Annotated in this window: 14 protein-coding genes and 1 other annotated feature; of the genes, 4 read left to right on the top strand and 10 right to left on the bottom strand. The window is 36.3% G+C overall.

What is annotated here, in order from left to right:
- Positions 1 to 179: 179 nt before the first annotated feature.
- From Q8X41_RS20610 to Q8X41_RS20600, 3 genes are all read right to left on the bottom strand, one after another.
- Entirely contained in the window at positions 180 to 1040 is an 861-nt protein-coding gene (locus Q8X41_RS20610; protein WP_397538122.1) for an aminoglycoside phosphotransferase family protein, read from the bottom strand.
- Between the two features lie 220 nt (positions 1041 to 1260).
- Complete coding sequence (locus tag Q8X41_RS20605; protein ID WP_397538121.1) at positions 1261 to 1398, bottom strand: YfhE family protein; 138 nt, start codon at positions 1396 to 1398, stop codon at positions 1261 to 1263.
- Between the two features lie 226 nt (positions 1399 to 1624).
- Positions 1625 to 2968, bottom strand: coding sequence for a catalase (locus tag Q8X41_RS20600; RefSeq protein WP_397540317.1), 1344 nt, complete (start codon positions 2966 to 2968; stop codon positions 1625 to 1627).
- Positions 2969 to 3410: 442 nt separating this feature from the next.
- Here Q8X41_RS20600 and Q8X41_RS20595 point away from each other — a divergent pair, with 442 nt between their 5' ends.
- Entirely contained in the window at positions 3411 to 3812 is a 402-nt protein-coding gene (locus tag Q8X41_RS20595; protein ID WP_397538120.1) for a helix-turn-helix domain-containing protein, read from the top strand.
- 197 nt (positions 3813 to 4009) lie between these two features.
- On the opposite strand, the gene Q8X41_RS20590 is transcribed toward Q8X41_RS20595, so the two are convergent.
- Entirely contained in the window at positions 4010 to 4798 is a 789-nt protein-coding gene (locus Q8X41_RS20590) for an enoyl-CoA hydratase (protein WP_397538119.1), read from the bottom strand.
- Positions 4795 to 6354, bottom strand: a complete 1560-nt coding sequence (locus tag Q8X41_RS20585; protein WP_397538118.1) for a class I adenylate-forming enzyme family protein — start codon at positions 6352 to 6354, stop codon at positions 4795 to 4797. Before Q8X41_RS20585 ends, Q8X41_RS20590 begins: the two co-directional genes overlap by 4 nt.
- An 808-nt stretch (positions 6355 to 7162) precedes the next feature.
- On the opposite strand from Q8X41_RS20585, the gene Q8X41_RS20580 reads away from it, so the two are divergent.
- A complete protein-coding gene (locus Q8X41_RS20580; protein ID WP_397538117.1) occupies positions 7163 to 8479 on the top strand; it encodes a GntP family permease in 1317 nt (438 codons plus the stop codon).
- A gap of 444 nt (positions 8480 to 8923) precedes the next feature.
- Here the strand turns inward: Q8X41_RS20580 and proS are convergent, their stop codons facing one another.
- On the bottom strand, positions 8924 to 10360 hold the full coding sequence (proS, locus tag Q8X41_RS20575; RefSeq protein ID WP_397538116.1) for a proline--tRNA ligase: 1437 nt from the start codon (positions 10358 to 10360) through the stop codon (positions 8924 to 8926).
- 63 nt (positions 10361 to 10423) lie between these two features.
- Positions 10424 to 10641: a binding site (T-box leader), on the bottom strand.
- 189 nt (positions 10642 to 10830) lie between these two features.
- Complete coding sequence (locus Q8X41_RS20570; RefSeq protein ID WP_397538115.1) at positions 10831 to 12255, bottom strand: anion permease; 1425 nt, start codon at positions 12253 to 12255, stop codon at positions 10831 to 10833.
- A 1168-nt stretch (positions 12256 to 13423) separates the two neighbouring features.
- Between Q8X41_RS20570 and Q8X41_RS20565 the strand changes: the two genes are divergently transcribed.
- Positions 13424 to 13966 (top strand): ECF transporter S component, encoded by a 543-nt coding sequence (locus tag Q8X41_RS20565; RefSeq protein WP_397538114.1) that lies wholly within the window; start codon positions 13424 to 13426, stop codon positions 13964 to 13966.
- 327 nt (positions 13967 to 14293) lie between these two features.
- On the top strand, positions 14294 to 14533 hold the full coding sequence (locus Q8X41_RS20560) for a hypothetical protein (RefSeq protein WP_397538113.1): 240 nt from the start codon (positions 14294 to 14296) through the stop codon (positions 14531 to 14533).
- Between the two features lie 171 nt (positions 14534 to 14704).
- Here the strand turns inward: Q8X41_RS20560 and Q8X41_RS20555 are convergent, their stop codons facing one another.
- The 3 genes from Q8X41_RS20555 to Q8X41_RS20545 form a co-directional block, all read right to left on the bottom strand.
- Entirely contained in the window at positions 14705 to 15931 is a 1227-nt protein-coding gene (locus tag Q8X41_RS20555) for an MFS transporter (RefSeq protein WP_397538112.1), read from the bottom strand.
- Between the two features lie 141 nt (positions 15932 to 16072).
- Entirely contained in the window at positions 16073 to 16921 is an 849-nt protein-coding gene (locus tag Q8X41_RS20550; RefSeq protein ID WP_397538111.1) for a pyridoxamine kinase, read from the bottom strand.
- Positions 16922 to 17633: 712 nt separating this feature from the next.
- A complete protein-coding gene (locus Q8X41_RS20545) occupies positions 17634 to 20237 on the bottom strand; it encodes a cation-translocating P-type ATPase (RefSeq protein WP_397538110.1) in 2604 nt (867 codons plus the stop codon).
- Positions 20238 to 20720: the final 483 nt, after the last annotated feature.

Raw genomic sequence — 20720 nt, 5'->3', positions numbered from 1 at the left:
AGTATAAAGGAAATTCATGAGAACAAGTGATACAGATATCTACCATCTCGAACATGAGATTTATCTATTGAGTATTTGTATTAATCTACATACATATCCATATCAATTTCACACCCTTTAAGGGCTAAAAAGTTCAGCTTCTCTTTTAAATCCACAAATTCTCAGCATTGCTTTGGTACCTAGCACAAACGCTTTAATATCGTTAAATTTTCTTTTAGAAACATTGCATTTTCTTTTATTCCACGACGTTTACACCAACCAATACTATTAAAAGCATCAGTAAATTGATAAAAAGGTAATATATCTTCTAAACTTTTCAATGGTCTAATACTGTTATAGCCATCTTTATATGCATTATACAATGATCTATCTAAGCTTAAAAAATCTCGATTTATCTTTGTAAAATCGATTTCTGTTGAACCAAATCGTACGCTTTCAAAATCAATCACTCCTGAAACTTGGTCTCCATCAACAATAATATTTGCTGGACGAAAGTCCATATGTATAAAACTAGGTCCATCAGGGGAAGGTAACTGATTTTTCATCTCCTCAAATTTCTTGATTGCCTGTTTGTATAAGCGTTCATCAAGTACTTCCTTTACATCCTCTGCAAAACTATAAAATTGACGCTCCACAAAATTGGGCCAATTAGAATATTCATTTTGTATCCATTCTACTTCTTGTCCGTTAGTTGGATTGACGTTATGCATCGATGCATGTAGGACCCCAACTTGGAAAGCTAGTTTTGGAGAACCTTGAGATGTTAACGGTTTTCCTTGTAGTTTTGATAATAAAAAAGCACCTATACAATCTTCATCACCTTCCCAATAATCGAGCATTTTAGGAATAGCAACGTTTCCTTTTAAGATCTTATATGCCTCTAACTCACGTTGAAATTTTATTTTGGTATAAGGGATTTTAATATAGACCGTTTCTCCATTTAACAAATCACATTTATAGACAGTCGAACTATGAGAATCTTCAACATCATCAATTGATCGTACCTTTAATCCAAATTGATTAACAAGACGATTTAACATTTAGATTCACCCTCTCTTTTAAATCCAATCTTTATTGAATAATAGATTAAAAAATATCTATATTTCATTATATGATAATTAGAATATTTTGTAATTTCAGAGGGCTATCTGATGTAAAATAAATATGCAATTAACATGAAGTAGAAAATATGAATTATCTCATCATAATTAATAAATGAACCTTGAATAAGCTAATTCAAGGTCCATTTTATTTTATATTTTACTTTTTATTTTTTTCGTTTTGTTCAGTTGCATTTACAGCTCGTTTGAAATCTTTTCGATAAATTACTTCTTGCATCGATGATAGTGCATTATCTTTTGTCGTCAACTGTTGATGTGGTAACTTATGATCTTTCAACGAAAACACTCCTTTCTTTATTACTCTTCCACAGTTTTTCCTATGTAACGATGGATATACCTGAGTTTTTTAAGCCAAATTAAAAAAATCAAATAACCACAGTCTTACCATAACTGTGGTTATTTTTATGCTTTATTAAATCCATAAAGGACAGCGACAAATACAAGACCAGTAAAAACGAATCCAGGACAATTAAGACCATTCATATTTGGTCAAAAATAATCAATCATTTCTTTTCCAGCTTCTCAATTTGCTGCTCAACACGCTCCCCTAGTTCTGAAGATGCCTTACTCAAATAATTTAAAACAATCTTTTGCGTTTCAGATGATATACCGGAGAGATCATTTGCTAGGTTATTGACTAAATTTTCTTGCTGGTCTGGCGGTAAAGATTCGTAATACTCACCAGCTTGTGTAAAGTCATCCTGCTTAGGGATATCAGACCGCACCAGCTCTCCTTCCACATACCTACCACTACCGCTTGTTACGAGTGAAGAAGGTGACCAATCTTTTTGGTGATTAACTGGTATGTCACGGAAATTTGGACCAATGCGCCGACGCTGTGAGTCCGTATAAATATTGGCACGACCTTGCAATATTTTATCATCTGATAATTCAGCACCTTCTAGAAGATTGGAAGGTGAAAAGGCCAATTTTTCTACCTGCTCCATATAGTTATGTGGATTTCTATTCAATACGAGTCGGCCAACTTCTTGCATTGGATATTGCCGTTCATCCCAAACCTTTGTAGGATCTAACGGATCATAAGGAAGCTTTGCCACGTCATTTGGATCCATAAGCTGAACATAAAGTCGATATTCAACAGTTTTTCCGGAGGCAATATTATCATATAAATCTTGACCCGCTATATCGGGATTTATTCCTGACAACTTGGCAGCCTCATGACTGTTTAAATACTCCACACCTGCAAGTGGAAGCCAATGGTATTTGATAAAATAGCGAACACCTTGTGCATTTCTCCAAACATAGGTATTCACACTGTGCCCTGGAATATGACGAAAACTTTTCATTGTACCAGCGTCCGAGAAAAGGCGAACAACAAGATGTGTAGATTCCGGCGCGCTAGCTACAAACGCCCAAAATCTTTCTGGAACAATTAGATTGTTTACTGGTGATGGAGAATTGGCTTTGATAAATTCTGGAAATCGCATGGCATCTCGAATAGGAAATACGGGGATATGGTTGAAAAGCAAGTCAAAAACACCTTCATCTGCGTAAAACTTGGTGGAGAATCCAACAATATTACGGGAAGTATCTGGAGTACCTTTCGTACTAACAGCAAACGAAAACCTCACAGTTACGGGAACCTGATGTCCTGGATTTTGTAAAAAGCTAAGCTTCGTATAGTCTTTCATAGAGTTCTCAGTCTGAAAGTATCCGAAAGCACCATAGCCCTTTACATGTACTGGTCTTTCGATAATTTTGGCATGAACAAAGTCCTCCAATGTTTCATGCAAGATTGAATCTTGCTGAAGTACAGGCCCTCTATCACCTACAGTTTGGGAATCAGTTATAACTTTTTTCCAATGTGGTGGAACTTGGTTACTCATTAAATCAGTTTGAGTTTGAGACATTGTGTTTTGGTTCTGAGATTTATTAGAATTAGAATCGTTTTGTACTTTTAACCTATCCAGTGGACCACTATTGTTTTCTTCCATCATTTACCTCCTGTGTTCAAAGGTCTAATCATTCAGTATTATTTACGTAAACACACACGCAATTATTACTTTTGCTATTTCCTCAAACACTTGTACAAGAATAAACTTGTTTAAAAATAATGAAGTCTTTTATAAAATAAAATTGATGTTAAAAAATGGTATGAAATTGGTGTAGATTTATAGTTTGATAATTGGGAGTAAAGTTTAATTCAGAAATTTTTTCATTTACTTTTTATTGCAACGTAGCGTTGCGGCCTTGCTACTATTGGTTTCGTTTGCAACCGAAATAAATCTGGTATGGTGATGATATCAAATATAAAAAGGAGTGATCAAAATGAAAATTAGCAAATCGATTTTAGATTATCGTAAAAAAAATGATTTAAGCCAAGAACAATTGGCAAGTAGAATTGGTGTGACGAGACAGGCAATTTCAAAATGGGAACAAGAGAAAGGTGCCCCTGATATTGAAAATTTAATTTTATTAAGCGATGAAATGAATATTAGCTTAGATAATTTGATTAAAGGTGACAGCAATATTAAAAAGCAAATCGTGAATAATGAAAAAACAGTAAAGTTCCATTTTCTAGTCATTTTATTTTTAGTTGCTATTGTAATTTATATAGCGTATTTTGCACTTGTACATGAAATTTTTATGATTGGATTCTTAATTGCAACGCTCTTTATGCTAGGTATTGAACTTTATGCGTACATGAAAAATTTTCGAATTAAAAAGTAATTATGTTATTTATCTTTCCTCTTCAAATGAGTACAGCAAATCATTTTAGGACAAAGACTGCAACAAATAAAACTTAAAAACCACCTACTTGATTAACTTGTAGGTGGTTACTGTATTTCTGGAGTTAGAATTAAACAACTCTATTATCTCTGCATAATGTCTTGTTTAATATGTTCTTTCCCTTTTCTCCTACTCCATCATTCCAAAAACCGCGGTTCTCTTTTTTCAATAAATGCTGCAACGCCTTCTTTGATGTCTTCTGTTTGGAACACATGGCCAAAATAGTGGGCTTCGGTTAGAAGAGCTTCCGATAGGTTTTGTTCAGATCCCTCATCGATTGCTTGTTTTGCATAGGCTAATGCTTGGCGTGAATGAGTGGCTATTTTTTTTGCCAGTTGTATACCAGTTGTTAAGCCATACCATTTCGGTACAACAGCATTCACTAAACCTATTTCTAGGGCTTGTTCAGCAGCTAGGGATTCCCCTGTGAAAATGATTTCTTTTGCTTTCGCCTTTCCTACTAATCTGGCAAGTCTTTGCGTGCCACCAGCACCAGGAAAAAGTCCAAGTTTTATTTCTGGTAATCCTATGGTAACGTGCTTTTCTGCGATGCGAATATCACAAGCTAAAGCCAATTCACACCCACCACCAAGTGCAACACCATTTAATATACAGATAGTTGGATAAGGCAATGCTTCGATTCGATTTAGTGGGTGTTGTAGCCATTGTGATTTTTCCTTAGCAACATCTACGCCTTTTCCCATCCATTCAGGAAAAGACTTAATGTCTCCTCCTGCCATAAACGCTTTTCCCCCATCTCCCGTTATAAGTACAACTTTGATAGTTGGTGTTTGTTCAATTATATCTATTTTAAAATGTAATTCCTCGACTACATCGGCATCAAGTATATTCACAGGTGGATTTTGGATCATAAGAATTGCTATTTGATTTTCAATTGTTAAACTTACCTTTTCTTTACTATTCATAAAACCCCTCCTTCGATACCATATATATCGCGTAACTCAAACTTCTTTACCTTCCCAGAAGGTGTACGGGGAATGTCATCTACAAAAACTACTCTTTTAGGCGTTTTATAACTTGCTAAAAACTGCTTACTATATTGGATTAACTCTTTTTCAGATATCTTGGCATCCTCTTTCAACACAATTACTGCACATACAGATTCAATATACTTTTTATCGGGTATCCCGATTACAGAGACGGCTTTTACCGCTTCATGTCGATAAAACACATCTTCAATTTCAGCTGCATAAATATTTTCTCCACCACTTCGAATCATATCTTTTTTACGACCTGCTATTGATAAAAAACCATCTTCATCAAATTTTCCTAAATCTCCTGTTTTACACCAACCATTATAAAATGTTTCTGCTGTTGCTTCAGGCTTTTCCCAATATCCTTCAGAAACACCTGGACTTTTAATCCAAATTTCTCCAACCTCACTCGGTAATGCCTCACTTCCATCGTCCTTCATCACTCGCATTTCGGTTAATGGAAGTGGTTTTCCAACCGTTTCACTTTTCGTTATGGAGTACTTTGGATCTAAACAAGTAGCAATTGGTTGTCCTTCCGTTAAACCATACACTTGTACAATCCCAACTTGTGGATATAAACGATATATTTCTTCTATAGCCCAAGGCATCAATGGGTCTCCACCAGTAAAGATTGTTTTTAAATGTGCTAACTGATAATCCGACAGATTCGGTAAATTTAACATCTCGTAAATCATAAATGGGAATAAGAAACAATCCGTCACCTGTTCTCTCTCAATTACCTTTAGTACACGTTCTATTTCGAATCCTTTACTTTTGGTAATGATGACCGTTCCGCCCATTAATAGAACGGGCAATGCCACATCTTCCATTGCGCCAACATGATACAACGGCCCAGTTGTCATGGCAATTTCATTTCCTGTAAAACCCCATTGCATAATTTGAATTGTTGAAAACCAAAAGGTCGTATTATGTGTCCAAAGTGCTCCTTTTGGTCTGCCGGTTGTTCCAGATGTGTACATGAGCATAACCGGGTCATTTAAAGAGATATCGATATTCTCCACTTCTTCGGTCGATCCGTTTGATAATAAACTCCAATCATCCGCCCATGATGGCTTTTTCCCATTATTAGTAAGACAAATGAAATATTCCGTACAGATTTTTTCATATATTGGTGTAATTTTTTCGCCAAATTCTTCGTGAAGACAAAGGATTCTAGTTTTAGAATCATTGAGAATATATTCAAGTTCATTTGCTGTAAGTCTAAAATTAATGCGTACAGCAATCGCACCAACTTTACCAATGGCAAAATATAATGCAAAATACTCTAAACAATTGTAAAGAAGAATCCCTACACGATCCCCTTTTTTCACACCTATTTTCAAAAGCTGATTCGCATAAGCATTGGATTTTTCATGTAGTTCTGCAAAACTCCATGAATGGCCTGATTCTTCTTGCACTGCCGTTTTTTGCTTCAATTGTTCATCTGGTGCTCTATACAGTCGCCTCGTGAAATGACCGATATCCATCTACAATCTCCTCGTTTCTTCTCAAAATCTGATGAGAGTCTATCTCTATTCGCTTTCTTAACATTTATATTATGTTCGAATCAAAAATATTAATATTGCAGATTATTTTGTGGTAGTTATTGATAGAGAATTTACAAATAACTCTTAAATGGATTTATTAGGAGTTTTGCATTTCTCCCTCTTCTTTATCTATTTTCAAAAAAAAATTAGAAAGATATTTCTATCTTTCACTTTAAATATACGTAACTACTAATATTTCTAAATTCAATTGGAGATGTTTATATAATTTGAATCAATTTCATAATTCAAAGTAATTAATTTAGATCTAAATGCTATATCAATTAGAACCATATCAATGGAGCGGAAGACGGCGACTCCTGCGGGAAAGCTAGGTGGGCACTGAAAAAGTTAAAAAAGCGGTATTTTTATGATAAAAATCTTATGTGGCTATCTTAGTTGAAGTGGAATTAGCGAAGACTCCTGTGGGAAAACGGACTAGACGAGACCCCGCAGGAAGCGAAAATTCTTTTTGCTTTGCAAAAGGAATTTTCTGCGACGAAGCTAGCGAAGCGATGCAGGAGCAAAGGGTTCTCGCACGAGGAGGCTCGTCAGTTCGCCCACGGAAAGCGCAGCTAATTCCACTTCATTCAATATTCAATTAAGAATTTATTATCTATATCTATAATCTGATTTAATTTTTTTATATGATTCATAGTTAACATTTAAACTCTTTTTACTAACTTTAACGTTCTTTCAATACTATTAGATTGAAATGTGGCATATGTATGTCAAAAGGGGGTCGATAGAATTGTTAGGATTTATCGGTGTATTTGGTAGTTTGGCATTATTAATCTATTTAACTATTAGAGGTGTGAATGTACTTATTGCAGCTCCTTTTGCCGCATTAATTGCTGCCGTTTTCAGTGAAATTACGCTGTTCCCTCAATTAGCAGCAGAAGGAAGTCCTAATCTTCTTACCAGTTATATGAACGGATTTACCGGATTTATCGGATCATGGTGGTTGATGTTTTTAGCAGGTGCTATTTTCGGAAAAGTTATGGAAGATAGTGGTGCAGCGGATAGTGTTTCCAAATGGATTGTTGAAAAAATAGGAGTGAAATATGCTGCGTTATCCGTCGTTATTGCTTGTGCGGTCTTAACATATGGCGGTGTTAGTTTATTTATCGTTGCTTTCTCCGTGTTCCCAATGGCATTGAGCCTATTCAAACAAGCAGACATCCCTAGACGATTTATACCTGCAACATTAGCTCTTGGCTCTGTTACATTTACAATGACTTCGGCAGGCTCTCCAGAAATTCAAAACTGGATTCCAATTACTTATCTTAAAACAACACCGTATGCTGGGTGGGAAGTTAGTTTAGTTGTTTCCATCTTCATGGCTGCTTTTGGTTTTTGGTGGTTGAAACGTATGATCTCAAAAGCAATGGAAAAAGGCGAAAGATTTGTAGCAAAAGAGTTTGATAAAATCGGTGGAAATAGCAACCGTCCACTTCCAAATCCTTTGTTAAGTATGACACCGTTACTAGTTGTGCTTGGCTTCTCATTTATTTTCCATGAACGTTTAGGAACATCTGCACTTATTATTGCTTTAATTGGCGGAATATTAACTACCTATTTAATTAGTTTCAAATATATGAAAGATAGAAAGAAGGCAATTGCAGATGGTGGACTTGGTGCTGTTATCGCTATAGCTAATACAGCTGCTATTGTTGGATTTGGTGGCGTTGTAAAAGAAACACCTGCTTTTTTGTCAGCAGTAGATTTTATGACACATATCCCTGGTAGTCCATTAGTTGGCGGCGCATTAGCTGTTGCAGTTTTAGCAGGTTTAACTGGTTCCTCTTCTGGTGGCCAAGCAATCGCATTGCCATTAATAGCACCGCATTATTTAGATGTAGGTGTTGATCCAGAGGCGTTACACCGTGTAGTAGCAATATCTTCCGGTTCTCTTGATACACTACCGCATAGTGGCTATGTTGTCACAACCATTCATTCCATTGCACAAGAATCATATAAAGGAGCCTATCCTGCTTTCGGTGCCTTAACTGTCATCATCCCTCTATTAGGTTCTATTCTGGCAATCATATTATTTTCAATCTTTTGATTTTTAGGATGTGGATGTTCCGCTACAGACGGCGCTTTCCACGGGCTCGGCTTCAATCTCCTCGGGCCAACACGATGTTGGTCACGAAGCCGTTGCCACAGGACGTGGCGTTCTTAGGCTTTGTTCCTTAAAAGATGTGATCCTGCATCGCTTCGCTAGCTTCGTTGCAAGAAGGAAATGCGAATGCATTTTCGAGGAGTCGCCGTCTTTCGCTTCACAATTAAATAAATTGATTCATATGGGTAAAATAAAATAGAACATCAAAATCTGAATAAAAATAAAGCTATTTAACTTTTGTTCCTAGATTTGTAAAAACCTTCTATCATATTGAATGATAGAAGGTTTTTAATGAAATACCTAAAATATGATCTTAGTCTTAAAACCAATTAATTCTTCTCTTACCAAAGCGCTGATTGTTTAAGTCTAATATTTAACAATCTTAGATTAGTAAGCACGAGCAAACCAAACCGTATGTTTTGCTTCTTTACCACAATGAAGGCATGTGTGCTTTGTTGTCGGTGGGTTAAATGGAATGTTCCGTGTTGTGAATTTTGTTTTTTCTTTTATATTTTCTTCACAAGCATCCTCTCCGCACCAACCAGCTAATATCCAGCCAGGAATTGTTCCATTTTGTTCGGATTCTGCTAGATGTTGTTCTAACTGTTCGATTGTATCGATATGTGTGTGTGAATTCTCCGCACGGAAAGCTTTTGCTTTTTCAAATAGACGAGTTTGCATTGTTTCAAGTTCTTTTTTAATGCTTTCAACAATTGATTCTAAAGGTACGGAAACTTTCTCCTCTTCATCACGTGCTTTCATTAAACCTTGACTATTTTCTAAATCACGTGGACCAAGTTCAATACGTACAGGTACACCTTTTAACTCCCATTCATTAAATTTATAGCCTGGTGATTGATCAGAATCATCAAGACGAACGCGAATTCCTTTCGCTTTTAAAGCTACATAGATTTCATCTAATTTCTCGATAATTGCAGGGTTCTTTTTCCATGGACCAACTGGAATCAAAACAACTTGAGTCGGTGCGATTTTTGGTGGTAAAACAAGACCTTGTTCATCGCCATGAACCATGATGACCGAACCAATTAAACGTGTGGACGTACCCCAAGATGTTGTATGAACATATGCGTGTTTATTTTCTTTATTTAAATATTTTATATCAAATGCTTCCGCAAATTTTGTACCTAAGTAGTGAGAGGTACCTGCTTGTACGGCTTTTCCATCTTTCATCATTGCTTCAATGGAGAATGTATCAATCGCACCAGCAAAGCGTTCTAATGGTGTCTTTTGCCCATCATAAACTGGAATTGCAAGTAATCCTTCTACGACTTCTTTATAAATAGTTAACATTTGCATTGTTTCCTTACGTGCATCTTCTTCATCCACATGAGCAGTATGACCTTCTTGCCATAAAAATTCAGAGGTACGGATGAATGGAAGAGTTTTCTTTTCCCAACGGAATACATTTGCCCATTGATTAATTAAAACTGGGAGATCTCGATAACTTTTAATCCAGTTTGAATACAAATGTCCAATCATTGTTTCTGAAGTTGGACGCAATGCTAAACGTTCATCTAATTTTTCTCCTGCAGCTTCTGTTACCCAAGGAAGCTCTGGTGAGAATCCTTCAATATGATCCTTTTCCTTTTGGAAGAAGGATTCTGGGATTAACATTGGGAAGTATGCATTTCGATGACCGGTTTCTTTAAACCGTCTATCCATCTCTTCTTGAATATGTTCCCATAATTCATAACCATCTGGCTTAAATGCAATACAACCACGAACTGGGGTGTAATCCATTAAATCTGCTTTTTGAATTGTATCAATATACCATTTTGAAAAATCGTTAGTTTTTTGTGACATCGTCTTATCCTCCTAAGAAAATGAAATAACTTTTAAAAATAAAAAAAGCATAAAGAGTCCTTAAAAAAGGACGTCTTTACGCTAATAGACGTGGTACCACCTTAGTTCGACATTAATAATTAATATTAAGTCCTTTAAACGTTTGTAACGGAACGACTCGGTTAGTTTTTATCTAACATCTCCGTGGTAGGGTTCAATAAGAAGGGGTGATATAGCTTTCAGCCAAGGCTATATTTTCTGTTTCACAATCCTTATTTACTTGATCACATCATTGATTACATATTTATAAATTAATATATCAATTTACTAAAAGCAATTCAATTATTACTGTATCACAAACAAAAGCTACTAAAAAATAACTAAGCAGATAAGGATTTGACGAAGCAGCAGAGACTCTAAAAGAGGAAAAGAATTTAATAAAGCACGGCTAAAAGACTTGTTGTCCGTTTGTAGCCGTGCTCAATCCTATCTTACCAATATCCAAGTAGCTTCCACCATAAGCCACCGATTATAACAAAAATGAGAATCGTAACGACAGAGACCATAAAGCCTACCGTCCACCATTTATTCTGTTCAATATAACCTGCACCAAAGAATACAGGAGCAGGACCAGAACCGTAATGGGTTGTGGAACCAAATAGATTACTGAATGCTGCTAATAGGATCGCCGCAAGCATGGCTGGTGCTCCCGCTTGAAGCATAACAGATAGAAACGCGGCATACATGGCACTAATATGCGCTGTAGAACTCGCAAAGAAATAGTGTGAATAGAAATAGATAAGCGCTAATATCAATACCGCAAACATCCAGTTGTATCCAGACACTACCGAACTGACCTCTTTACTAAACCACGGAATCAGTCCAAGCGTGTTCATGAAAGAGGCCATCATAAATAGCGTCGCAAACCAAACAAGCGTATCCCAAGCTCCTTGTTCATTTTTAATATCTGACCATGTTAGTACTTCTAATAATAAAAGTAAGGAAAGCCCTATTAAAGCAGCTGTTGTGGCACCAATGCCTAAAGAATCCCCACCAATCCAAAGTCCTAAAATAACGATAAACACTGCAATCATGCGTTTTTCAGAGCTTTTTAATGGTCCAAATTCATCTAATTTCTCTTTTGCAATTCGACTCGCTTCTGGAGTTTGTTTAATCTCTGGAGGAAAAATCTTATAGATTAAAAATGGAACAACAATCAATGCTACTAATCCTGGAACAATCATAGCAGTTGCCCATCCAAACCACGTTAATGTCACTCCAGCGGTATCACTCGCAAGCTTAACAATTAAAGGATTGGCTGCCATAGCTGTCATAAACATAGCAGATGTAATCAAGTTCCCTTGAAATCCTACAGTCAAAAGAAAGGCTCCCATTTTACGTTCTGTACCATCTTCCGGTTTTGAACCAAATGTACGTGATAAGGATTGGATAATAGGAAAAATCACACCACCTGCACGTGCCGTATTACTCGGAATAGCAGGCGCCAAAATTAAATCACTTAACAATAAAGAATACGACAAGCTTAACGTTTTCTTCCCAAATAATCGAACAAATACATAAGCTATACGTTCACCTAAACCCGTCTTAATAAATCCACGCGAAATAAAGAACGCAATAACGATAAGCCAAATCGTCGAATTACCAAACCCACTTAGCGTTTCTTCAATTGTTAGCGTATTAGTCACCGCGATTACTGCCATAGCAATAATTGAAATGGCTCCCATAGGTAATGGTTTTGAAATAAAACCGACAATTGTTGCAACAAACACAGCAAACAAATGCCATGCACTTTCTTTTACTCCAGCAGGTGTCGGTATAAACCAAATAATCACACCAACTGCAATAGTAATGAAGAAAGGAATCCATTTTATGTTACTTCCTGATGTTTCTTTCATGCCAACAAACTCCTTTCATGTCTATCTTCTATAACAAGAACGTCCTCCGTCTCAAATTTCCCCATGATTGGTTACTCACATTGAGTTTAACCAATTTAAATTATTAACTATACACCCATTTCTTTGAAAACTATAATATTATAACTAGCTTACGACCTAAATAAAAGTATTTTTTAATCATTTTATGTATTTTTTTCGGATTTCACCAAAACTTGAAGTTAATAAGATTACAAAAGACTTACTCATTCATTAATTCAAACGTCTCGTGAACTGTAGCTTTGTAAAAAAAATTACCATTTGAATCAACTTCATAAATCTATTTTTGTTTTTTAAATACGAACATTTTACACATTTACTTTTCAATATTCAGATTTGGATGTTCCGCTAAGACGGCGCTTTCCACGGGCTTGGCTTCAATCTCCTCGGGCCAACGTTGAAGGCGCCGAAAAACGATTTTACTCCAAACATTTATAGTACAAATCTGCTGTAACATGAAGTGGAATCAGCTTCGCTTTCCGCGGGCGAACCGACGAGCCTCCTCGCTACGCTCCGGGGTCTCTTTGGCTCGCTTTCCCACAGGTAAAGATTGCTCCTGCATCGCTTCGCTAGCTTCGTCGCATAAAATTCTTCTTGCTCCTGCTGAGCAAAAAGAATTTTCGCTGATTCCACTTCAATAAAAATTGCATCACAAAATTTTATTATTAAAACTCATACATTTCGACTTTTCAGTGGTCTCCAATAAATTCCTGAGTGCATTTTCGAGGAGTCGCCGTATTTCGCTCCACAATGAAAAAAATTTGGATACAATTAAATGTTCGTATATTTTTTATTAATTTTGCACTATGAAATTGAATCATTTATAACAAAGTTCGATATTTAATAATAGAGATCTCGAAAAGATACTACATAGTTTCCATGAAATAATCCATATGATGCTCCTCATAAAAAATACCTTATTTTTAGTGCAAACTAATCCTTAATCACTAAAGGTTTTATCTGATTTTTCTAAAACTGACACCTTCATTTTTTATAGAATTGATACTTTTAAAAAGACCAATCCTTTGCTAATGTTATTTGTAATTAAGAAAACTGATTAAACAAGTAGGACTTCGTAGGACTAGTGAGTGCGCAACTATTCCTTGATGTCCATAAAAAGGAAGGTTTTATTATGCAAAAAACTGTAAGTTATTCTACTAACAAAACACGTACTTTTGATTTAATTTTAAAATCAATGTGTATTGCACTTGTATTCGTTGCAACACTCTTGTTAAATATCAAACTTCCGATTACAGCAAATGGCGGTTTGGTTCATCTTGGTACAGCAATGCTCTTTATCGTATCGATTTTATTTGGTCCTAAAACAGGTGCAATTGCTGGAGCCTTTGGGATGGGGTTATTTGATTTAGTATCTGGTTGGACATTGTGGGCACCAATCTCCTTTGTATCTCGTGGCTTGCAAGGGTACATAGTGGGAAAAATTGCTTGGTCGAACGGACGTAATGGGAACAGTATCGCTTTCAATCTACTAGCTACTATCGTTTCTATGCCACCAATGATGGCTGTTTATTATATTGGCGAAGGAATTCTATATGGTAATTGGATCGCACCAGCTGCTTCTATTCCTGGAGATCTTGTTCAAAATATTTTGGGGCTTATCATATGCATTCCGGTTTGCGCTTTCTTGAAAAAAATTCCTGCTTTTAAATCGTAAGAATCTGTTGATTTGCAATTAATAAGCGTATTCAAAATGAATACGCTTATTTTTTATTCCTTTAATCCAAATTTAATACATTTAACCCTCATTTAAATTAGTGAGGTAATATTGAGCAAAATTGATTCTCCTTTATTGGCAATTGGTGGATTCCTTAATATAATGCCCTATCATCATTGTGAACGACAGGACTTTTATTTATGTATTCAAACATCCAAGCACTTATCCTATGCCTAAATACCATAAAGCACCTCATCGTCACAAATGGCATAAAGTAGACGATGTATGGAAGCCTGGAAAACCATATTAAAAAAGGAGATTTTAGAAATGGATCAAAAATCATGGGAAGAAGTTAGAAAAGCTATTGAAGATGAAGAACAAGAAAGACTTTTTTATTATAACGATGAAGAATGGTGGGTTAGTAGACTATATGGTGAAGAAAAAAGTTTTCTACTTACGCGAGGAAAAGACTCCCATACTCAAAGATTTGATACTGCTCAAGAATTATTTAATAAAGGTATTGTTGATGGAAAACCATTTATTGAAAGAATAAAAGACTTTTATTAAGTATATATAAACAAAAAATACCAGGTGCTCATTAAAATGTGAGTCCTGGTTTTTTCATTTAAGAGGCAAGAGCCCTGTTCAATACAAGGTTCTCACCTCCGAGAAAGTCCCTAATATTCAATTAAATATAATGTCCAACTTTTTGGGATTCATTGCAAACATGATCTTTTTTCACATAATATTTTGTCTTAACTGTCCTTTATGTGGGATAGCCCATGAAATCATTAGTATTAGACAAATTGCCGATGCGAGCCAGAACAGATTGGAAAGTCCGAGTTGTTGTTCCAGTCTATATCCTATTACGGGTCCGAGAGCGGCTCCTAAATCAAGGACGATGGTATAAATCGTCATTAACAATAAACGGTTTGTCATATTTGATGCATAATCAGTTGAAACACCATCTAGAACGGTGGTAATGACTGATGCCACTAAAAGATGGGCAAGAAGGACAGGTAGCCAAAGAACTAGCTTTAGTGGGAATGGTATCAAGAATAAAAAGATGGATGCATTTACTAAGAAAAGGACCAATACCATGTTTTTTTGTTTTGCACGGTCAAATATGCTTCCAATTTTCGGTGTTAAAAAAGGTGTTATTCCCCACCGTAACGCCTGCATAACTCCTGAAAGGGTTGCTGCGCCTACCATAAATCCAAACAAATGAATTTGATTCGTAAATTTCCCCTCTATAATATGACTTAAAGTTGCTGTTAACATGCCGTCCAAAAGCATGCTTAAAAGGAATGCCGTAATAAGGATTTTCAGAAACATTTTGTTATGAAATGGTTTCAGCCATGTAAACCAAGTTTGTGCTGGGGGTTTAATACCCTGTTCCGTTTGGATTGTTTTCGGTAAGTATTTAAAAACCAATGGAATGCTCAAAAAGACCATGCTACCCAAGATTAAAGCAATCAACTTCATCCCAAAAAGGTCCGCTAAAAGTCCTCCTAACAACATCCCAAATAGACTCCCAAGACGATACAGACCATTATATGTTCCCATCAAGTTACCGCGGTTAGCATCTGTCGAGTATTCAAGCACCAATAAATATGCACCCAATTTAAAAAGCGACCATGCTAGCCCCCATATAGAACGCAGCAGAATCCATATTGGATAATCTTTAACAAAACCATAACCTAACGTAGTCAATCCACTTAATAGAACAGCAAATAAAATTAAATTCCGAAAGCTAACTTTCTTATAGATATACCCAATCAACGGATTTAACGGTAGCCTAACAAACCGATTAACAGATAAGATGATACCTACCTGCATCAAGGATGTTAATCCAACTGATCTCCAGTGTGTCGGCAACACTATATATAGCATGGAATCACCCGCCAAGCAAATAGCTGTGATTAGTGCGATAGCAATAATCGATTGCTTATGTTGTTGATTCATGTGTCACCCCCTGAACGAAAAACCAGTCCATGGCAGTTGGACTGGTTTATATTCTTTAACCGCAACAAGAGCTAATCAATTCCATTTAGTGGTGTATTTTTTATAGAGATCCGATTTTCTAAAGCTATGCAGTTTCGACTTTTACAACAGCATCTTCAAATATTTTTCAAAGTTAACGCCTGCTTCTTTCGGAGTTTCCTCCAAGGAAGTATCATGGATTGCTGCAGTTAAAAAGCTTTTTGCTAGTTGGACTGATTTTCTTAAATCATCCCCGCGCATCATGCCTCCCATAATGACTGATGCAAATAAGTCTCCTGTACCGGAATAGCTTTTACCGTTGTACGGCATCGCATCATAAAATGTGCTACTTCCATTCAAATACATATTTCCGATAAACTGCTCATTCGTGTGGGCAGTCGGAGGATTGACTCCCGTGATCACTACTTGGGCACCGGTTTCTTGTTGCAAAATCTTGCCACCTTCTTCTATTGCTTGAATGAAGTCTTTTTCATTTGAATAACTATGTAGCTTGTCATAGGATAATCCGGTTAATAGACAACATTCCGTAACATTCGGGGTTATCACATCGGCACACTTTACAAGTTCTCTCATTCGTTGAAGCAATTCATCAGTAAAAAGCTTATAGGCCTCTCCCATATCGCCCATTACCGGATCAACAAGTAAGCGTGTTTCTTTTGTTTGAAATGTATCTAAAAAACGAAAAATATTATTAATTTGCTCTCGGCCTGTAACGAAGCCTGTGTAGATGCCATCAAACGTTACATCCAGCTTGCTCCATTCATCCTCAAAATAGTGCATTTTATCCGTAAAATCCTCGCAAAAAAAGCTTGGATAACCAGTTTGCGCAGACAGTATAGCAGTCGGCAAAGGACATGCCTGCACGCCCATTACTGAAAGAACCGGAATAGCAGCCGTTAATGAGCATCTTCCAAAAGATGATAAATCCTGTATTACCGCAACTTTTTTCATAGTAACCTCCATATGGTGTATGTATATCCAGCTTAAGCTTAAACTTAATCTATCGTATCACAAAAATAGAGTGGGAAGAATCCTTAATAATAGTTAGACTAGGTAATATCTATTTCAACACATTAACTTTTCCATATACAGATTGGTATGCTCCGCTACAGACGGCGCTTTCCACGGGCTTGGCTTCAATCTCCTCGGGCCAACGTAGAGGGCACTGAAAAACGATTTTACTCCAACTTGTATAGTACAAATCTGCTGTAACATGAAGTGGAATCAGCTTCGCTTTCCGCGGGCGAACCGACGAGCCTCCTCGCTGCGCTGTGGGGTCTCTCTGGCTCGCTTTCCCGCAGGAGTCTTCGCTGATTCCACTTCAAAAAAATTGCATTACAAAATTTTATTAAAACTCATTCATTTTGACTTTTTCAGTGGTCTCTAATAAATTCCTACGGGGCTTTCAGCTCAAGCTTTTACCGTAGGACTCTGAATGAACTTCACTGAATGAACATCGCACGAAGAAAATGCGAATGCATTTTCGAGGAGTCGCCGTCTTTCGCTCCACAATGAACAAAATTGGATATCATGAAATATCTACCTAATAAAAAACACCGATTTTCTATTAAAATCGGTGTTTTCTCAAATTATTAATATTATGATCCAAAACTTCAGCTCAAATTGAATGATGGATTGCCATCCAATTCCATCTTTGATCGAATTATCTACCTCTAAAATACAACACTTTAAACCACTGATTCACTAAAAACGGTATAAAGGATAATACATAAATATAGCCTAATTGAAGTCCACTTAGTTTTGCTACTTCAAACACGCCCGTGAGCCATGGCATAAATAATACTAAATGTAAGCACACAACCCCTATTATAAATGCTAGCCAAGTATATTTATTTGAAAATACACCGATTGTAAAGATCGATTCTTTCGATCTGGAGTTGAAGCCGTGTACTAATCTTGATAAGCATAGCGTTGTAAATGCCATGGTGGTTGCTGTTATCGTATCGCCAGTTGCCAATCCCATTCGAAAAGCAATAATTGTAGAGATGGCAATTAATAAACCCTCTATCATCACTTGAGTCGTGAATTTTTTATTTAGTAATGGTAAGTGAATATTTCTGGGTTTTTCCTTCATGATTTTTTTACTATGTGGCTCTAATCCTATGGCAATCGCCGGTAAACTATCGGTCAGTAAGTTAATAAATAATAAATGCACCGGTGCAAAGGGAACTGGCAGTCCGAATACAGTAGCATATAGAACAACAAAAATCGCACCTGCATTGCCGGATAATAAGAACATGATGGCGTTTTTAATATTCGCATAAAGGCTTCTTCCATTAGAAATCGATTTGACAATTGTTGAGAAATTATCATCCGTTAAGACCATAGAGGATGCATCTTTTGCTACTTCCGTGCCGGTGATTCCCATCGCTACACCGATATCGGCTTGTTTTAAAGCAGGTCCATCATTGACACCATCACCCGTCATCGCTACAACATTTCCTTTTTCCTGCCATGCTTTCACGATACGCAACTTATGCTCTGGTGATACGCGAGCGTAGACAGAGATATCTTGAACCTTATCTTGGAGCTCTTCATCTGTTAATTCTTCAATTTGATATCCTTCAATGGCTTCGGATGGACTTTTTAAAATACCTATTTGTTTGGCAATAGCAGTAGCTGTTATTTTATGGTCACCAGTAATCATCACTGGTTTAATGCCCGCTTTTATACAGCTCTCAACCGCTGCTTTGGATTCTTCTCTAGGAGGATCCATCATAGCTATTAAGCCAACAAAAATTAGATCTTTTTCGTCGTCTACATCGATTGTTCGCTTTCCAATGTTTTTGTAGGCGATCGCTATTACTCGTAAACCGTTCTTAGAAAAATTACGATTTACATGTTCAATTTTTTTACGATGTTCTTCCGTAAAAACACTGATTCCATTAGATGTCTCGATTTTTACGATTTTAGAGAAAAGAACATCTAATGCGCCTTTTGTAATCATCACATTTTGCTGATTGATACGATTCACTGTACTCATCAGCTTTCTATCTGAATCAAAAGGGATTTCAGAAATTCTTGGATTGTGTTCTCTTACGGCTAACTCGTGAAGTTGATACGCCCTTCCTAATTTGACGAGTGCCGTTTCGGTAGGGTCACCTATTTCTTTTTGATCACTTGTCACAGCATCATTACATAATAATGCCATTATCATACATTTTTCTTGGATTACATTGTCTTTATTTAGTTGATTATACGGAATGACTTTTTGATCCACATATACATGTTGGACAGCCATTTTATTTTGAGTGAGTGTCCCTGTTTTATCTGAACAAATAACAGATACACTACCCAAACTCTCGACAGCATAGAGCTTTCGTATAATGGCATTTTCTTTTGCCATTTTCTGTGTCCCAAAAGCTAGCACAATAGTAACGATTGAACTTAACGCTTCGGGAATTGCTGCAACTGCAAGCGATACAGCAAACATAAACGATTCTACTAAAGGACGTCCTCGAACAAGATCAATCGTGAAAATGAATAAACAAATGATTGTAATCCCTAAAGCTAATTTTTCACCAAAATGATCAAGACTTACTTGTAAAGGTGTTTTCTTCTCTTTTGCAGTATCTAGTAAATTTGCGATTTTTCCGATTTCAGTATCCATTCCAATTGACGTAACAATAACAGTACCTCGTCCATTAGTGACAAAGCTTCCAGTGAAAACCATATTATTTTTATCGGCAATTGGTACGTTGTCTTCTGCAATAGGATCCGTACTTTTCGCTATTGCTAATGATTCACCTGTCAACGAACTCTCATTTATTAGAAGATTATGACTTTCTAATAATCTTCCATCAGCACTAACATAATCTCCAGCTTCTAAAAAGAGAATATCTCCTACTACTATTTCTTCCGAAAGAATCTCTACGATTTGATTATTTCGCAGCACTTTCGCCACTGGGGAAGTCAATGCCTTCAAATTATCCAAAGACTGTTCTGCCTTGATATGTTGAACAGTGCCAAGAATTGCATTTAAAATAACGACAATCATAATGACAATCGTACTTCCCACTTCACCTAATAGAAATGAGATGGAGGCGGCAACCAATAAAATAATGACTAATAAATCTTTAAACTGTCCAAAGAAAACGGCTAATGTACTTGTTTTTTTACTTTCCTCCAATTCATTAAATCCATATTCTTCTTGTCTTATTTGGACGTCATAATCACTCAAGCCTTCATTTGTCACATCCAACATATCCATAACTTCGACTGATGATTGTTGATGAAATTCTGACATATGCTTCCCCTTTCTTTGTGATCATTAGAATATCTACGAATGAAAGAAAATTTTAGCAGATACCCTAGTAGCTATAGATTCTAAAAAAAATTCAAATGCATCCTGGTGAATTCGCAAATTGATTGGAAGGAAGTTAACTATAAAAGATATTCCCAGAGCAGTAGAATGCCAGTCCAATTGATTTACATGAAACCGTATCTTTGTTATTCACCTTAAACTTCACAATATTAAGCTTTAAAGAATACTTCGATTAACTAATCTTTCAATTTGTAATCTGGAAGATTTCTGTTATGCACTTTACTCTTCTACCTCCAAATCACTGTAGCTCTTATACTATATTCACTGTATTCTTCCAGTATGATTAGAATAGATATAGAAAAGAAATTAATTAAGCTTTTGAATTGATATACTCCCTTCAATAACAAGGTTTCGTATATTTTGGACACTACTTATTGACGGTGGAACTTTTGAAGTGAGGTTAGC

It is taken from the genome of Rummeliibacillus pycnus (genome assembly GCF_044359855.1).
In the GTDB taxonomy this organism is placed as follows: Bacteria; Bacillota; Bacilli; order Bacillales_A; family Planococcaceae; genus Rummeliibacillus; species Rummeliibacillus pycnus_A.
This window is presented reverse-complemented; position numbering and strand designations above follow the sequence as displayed.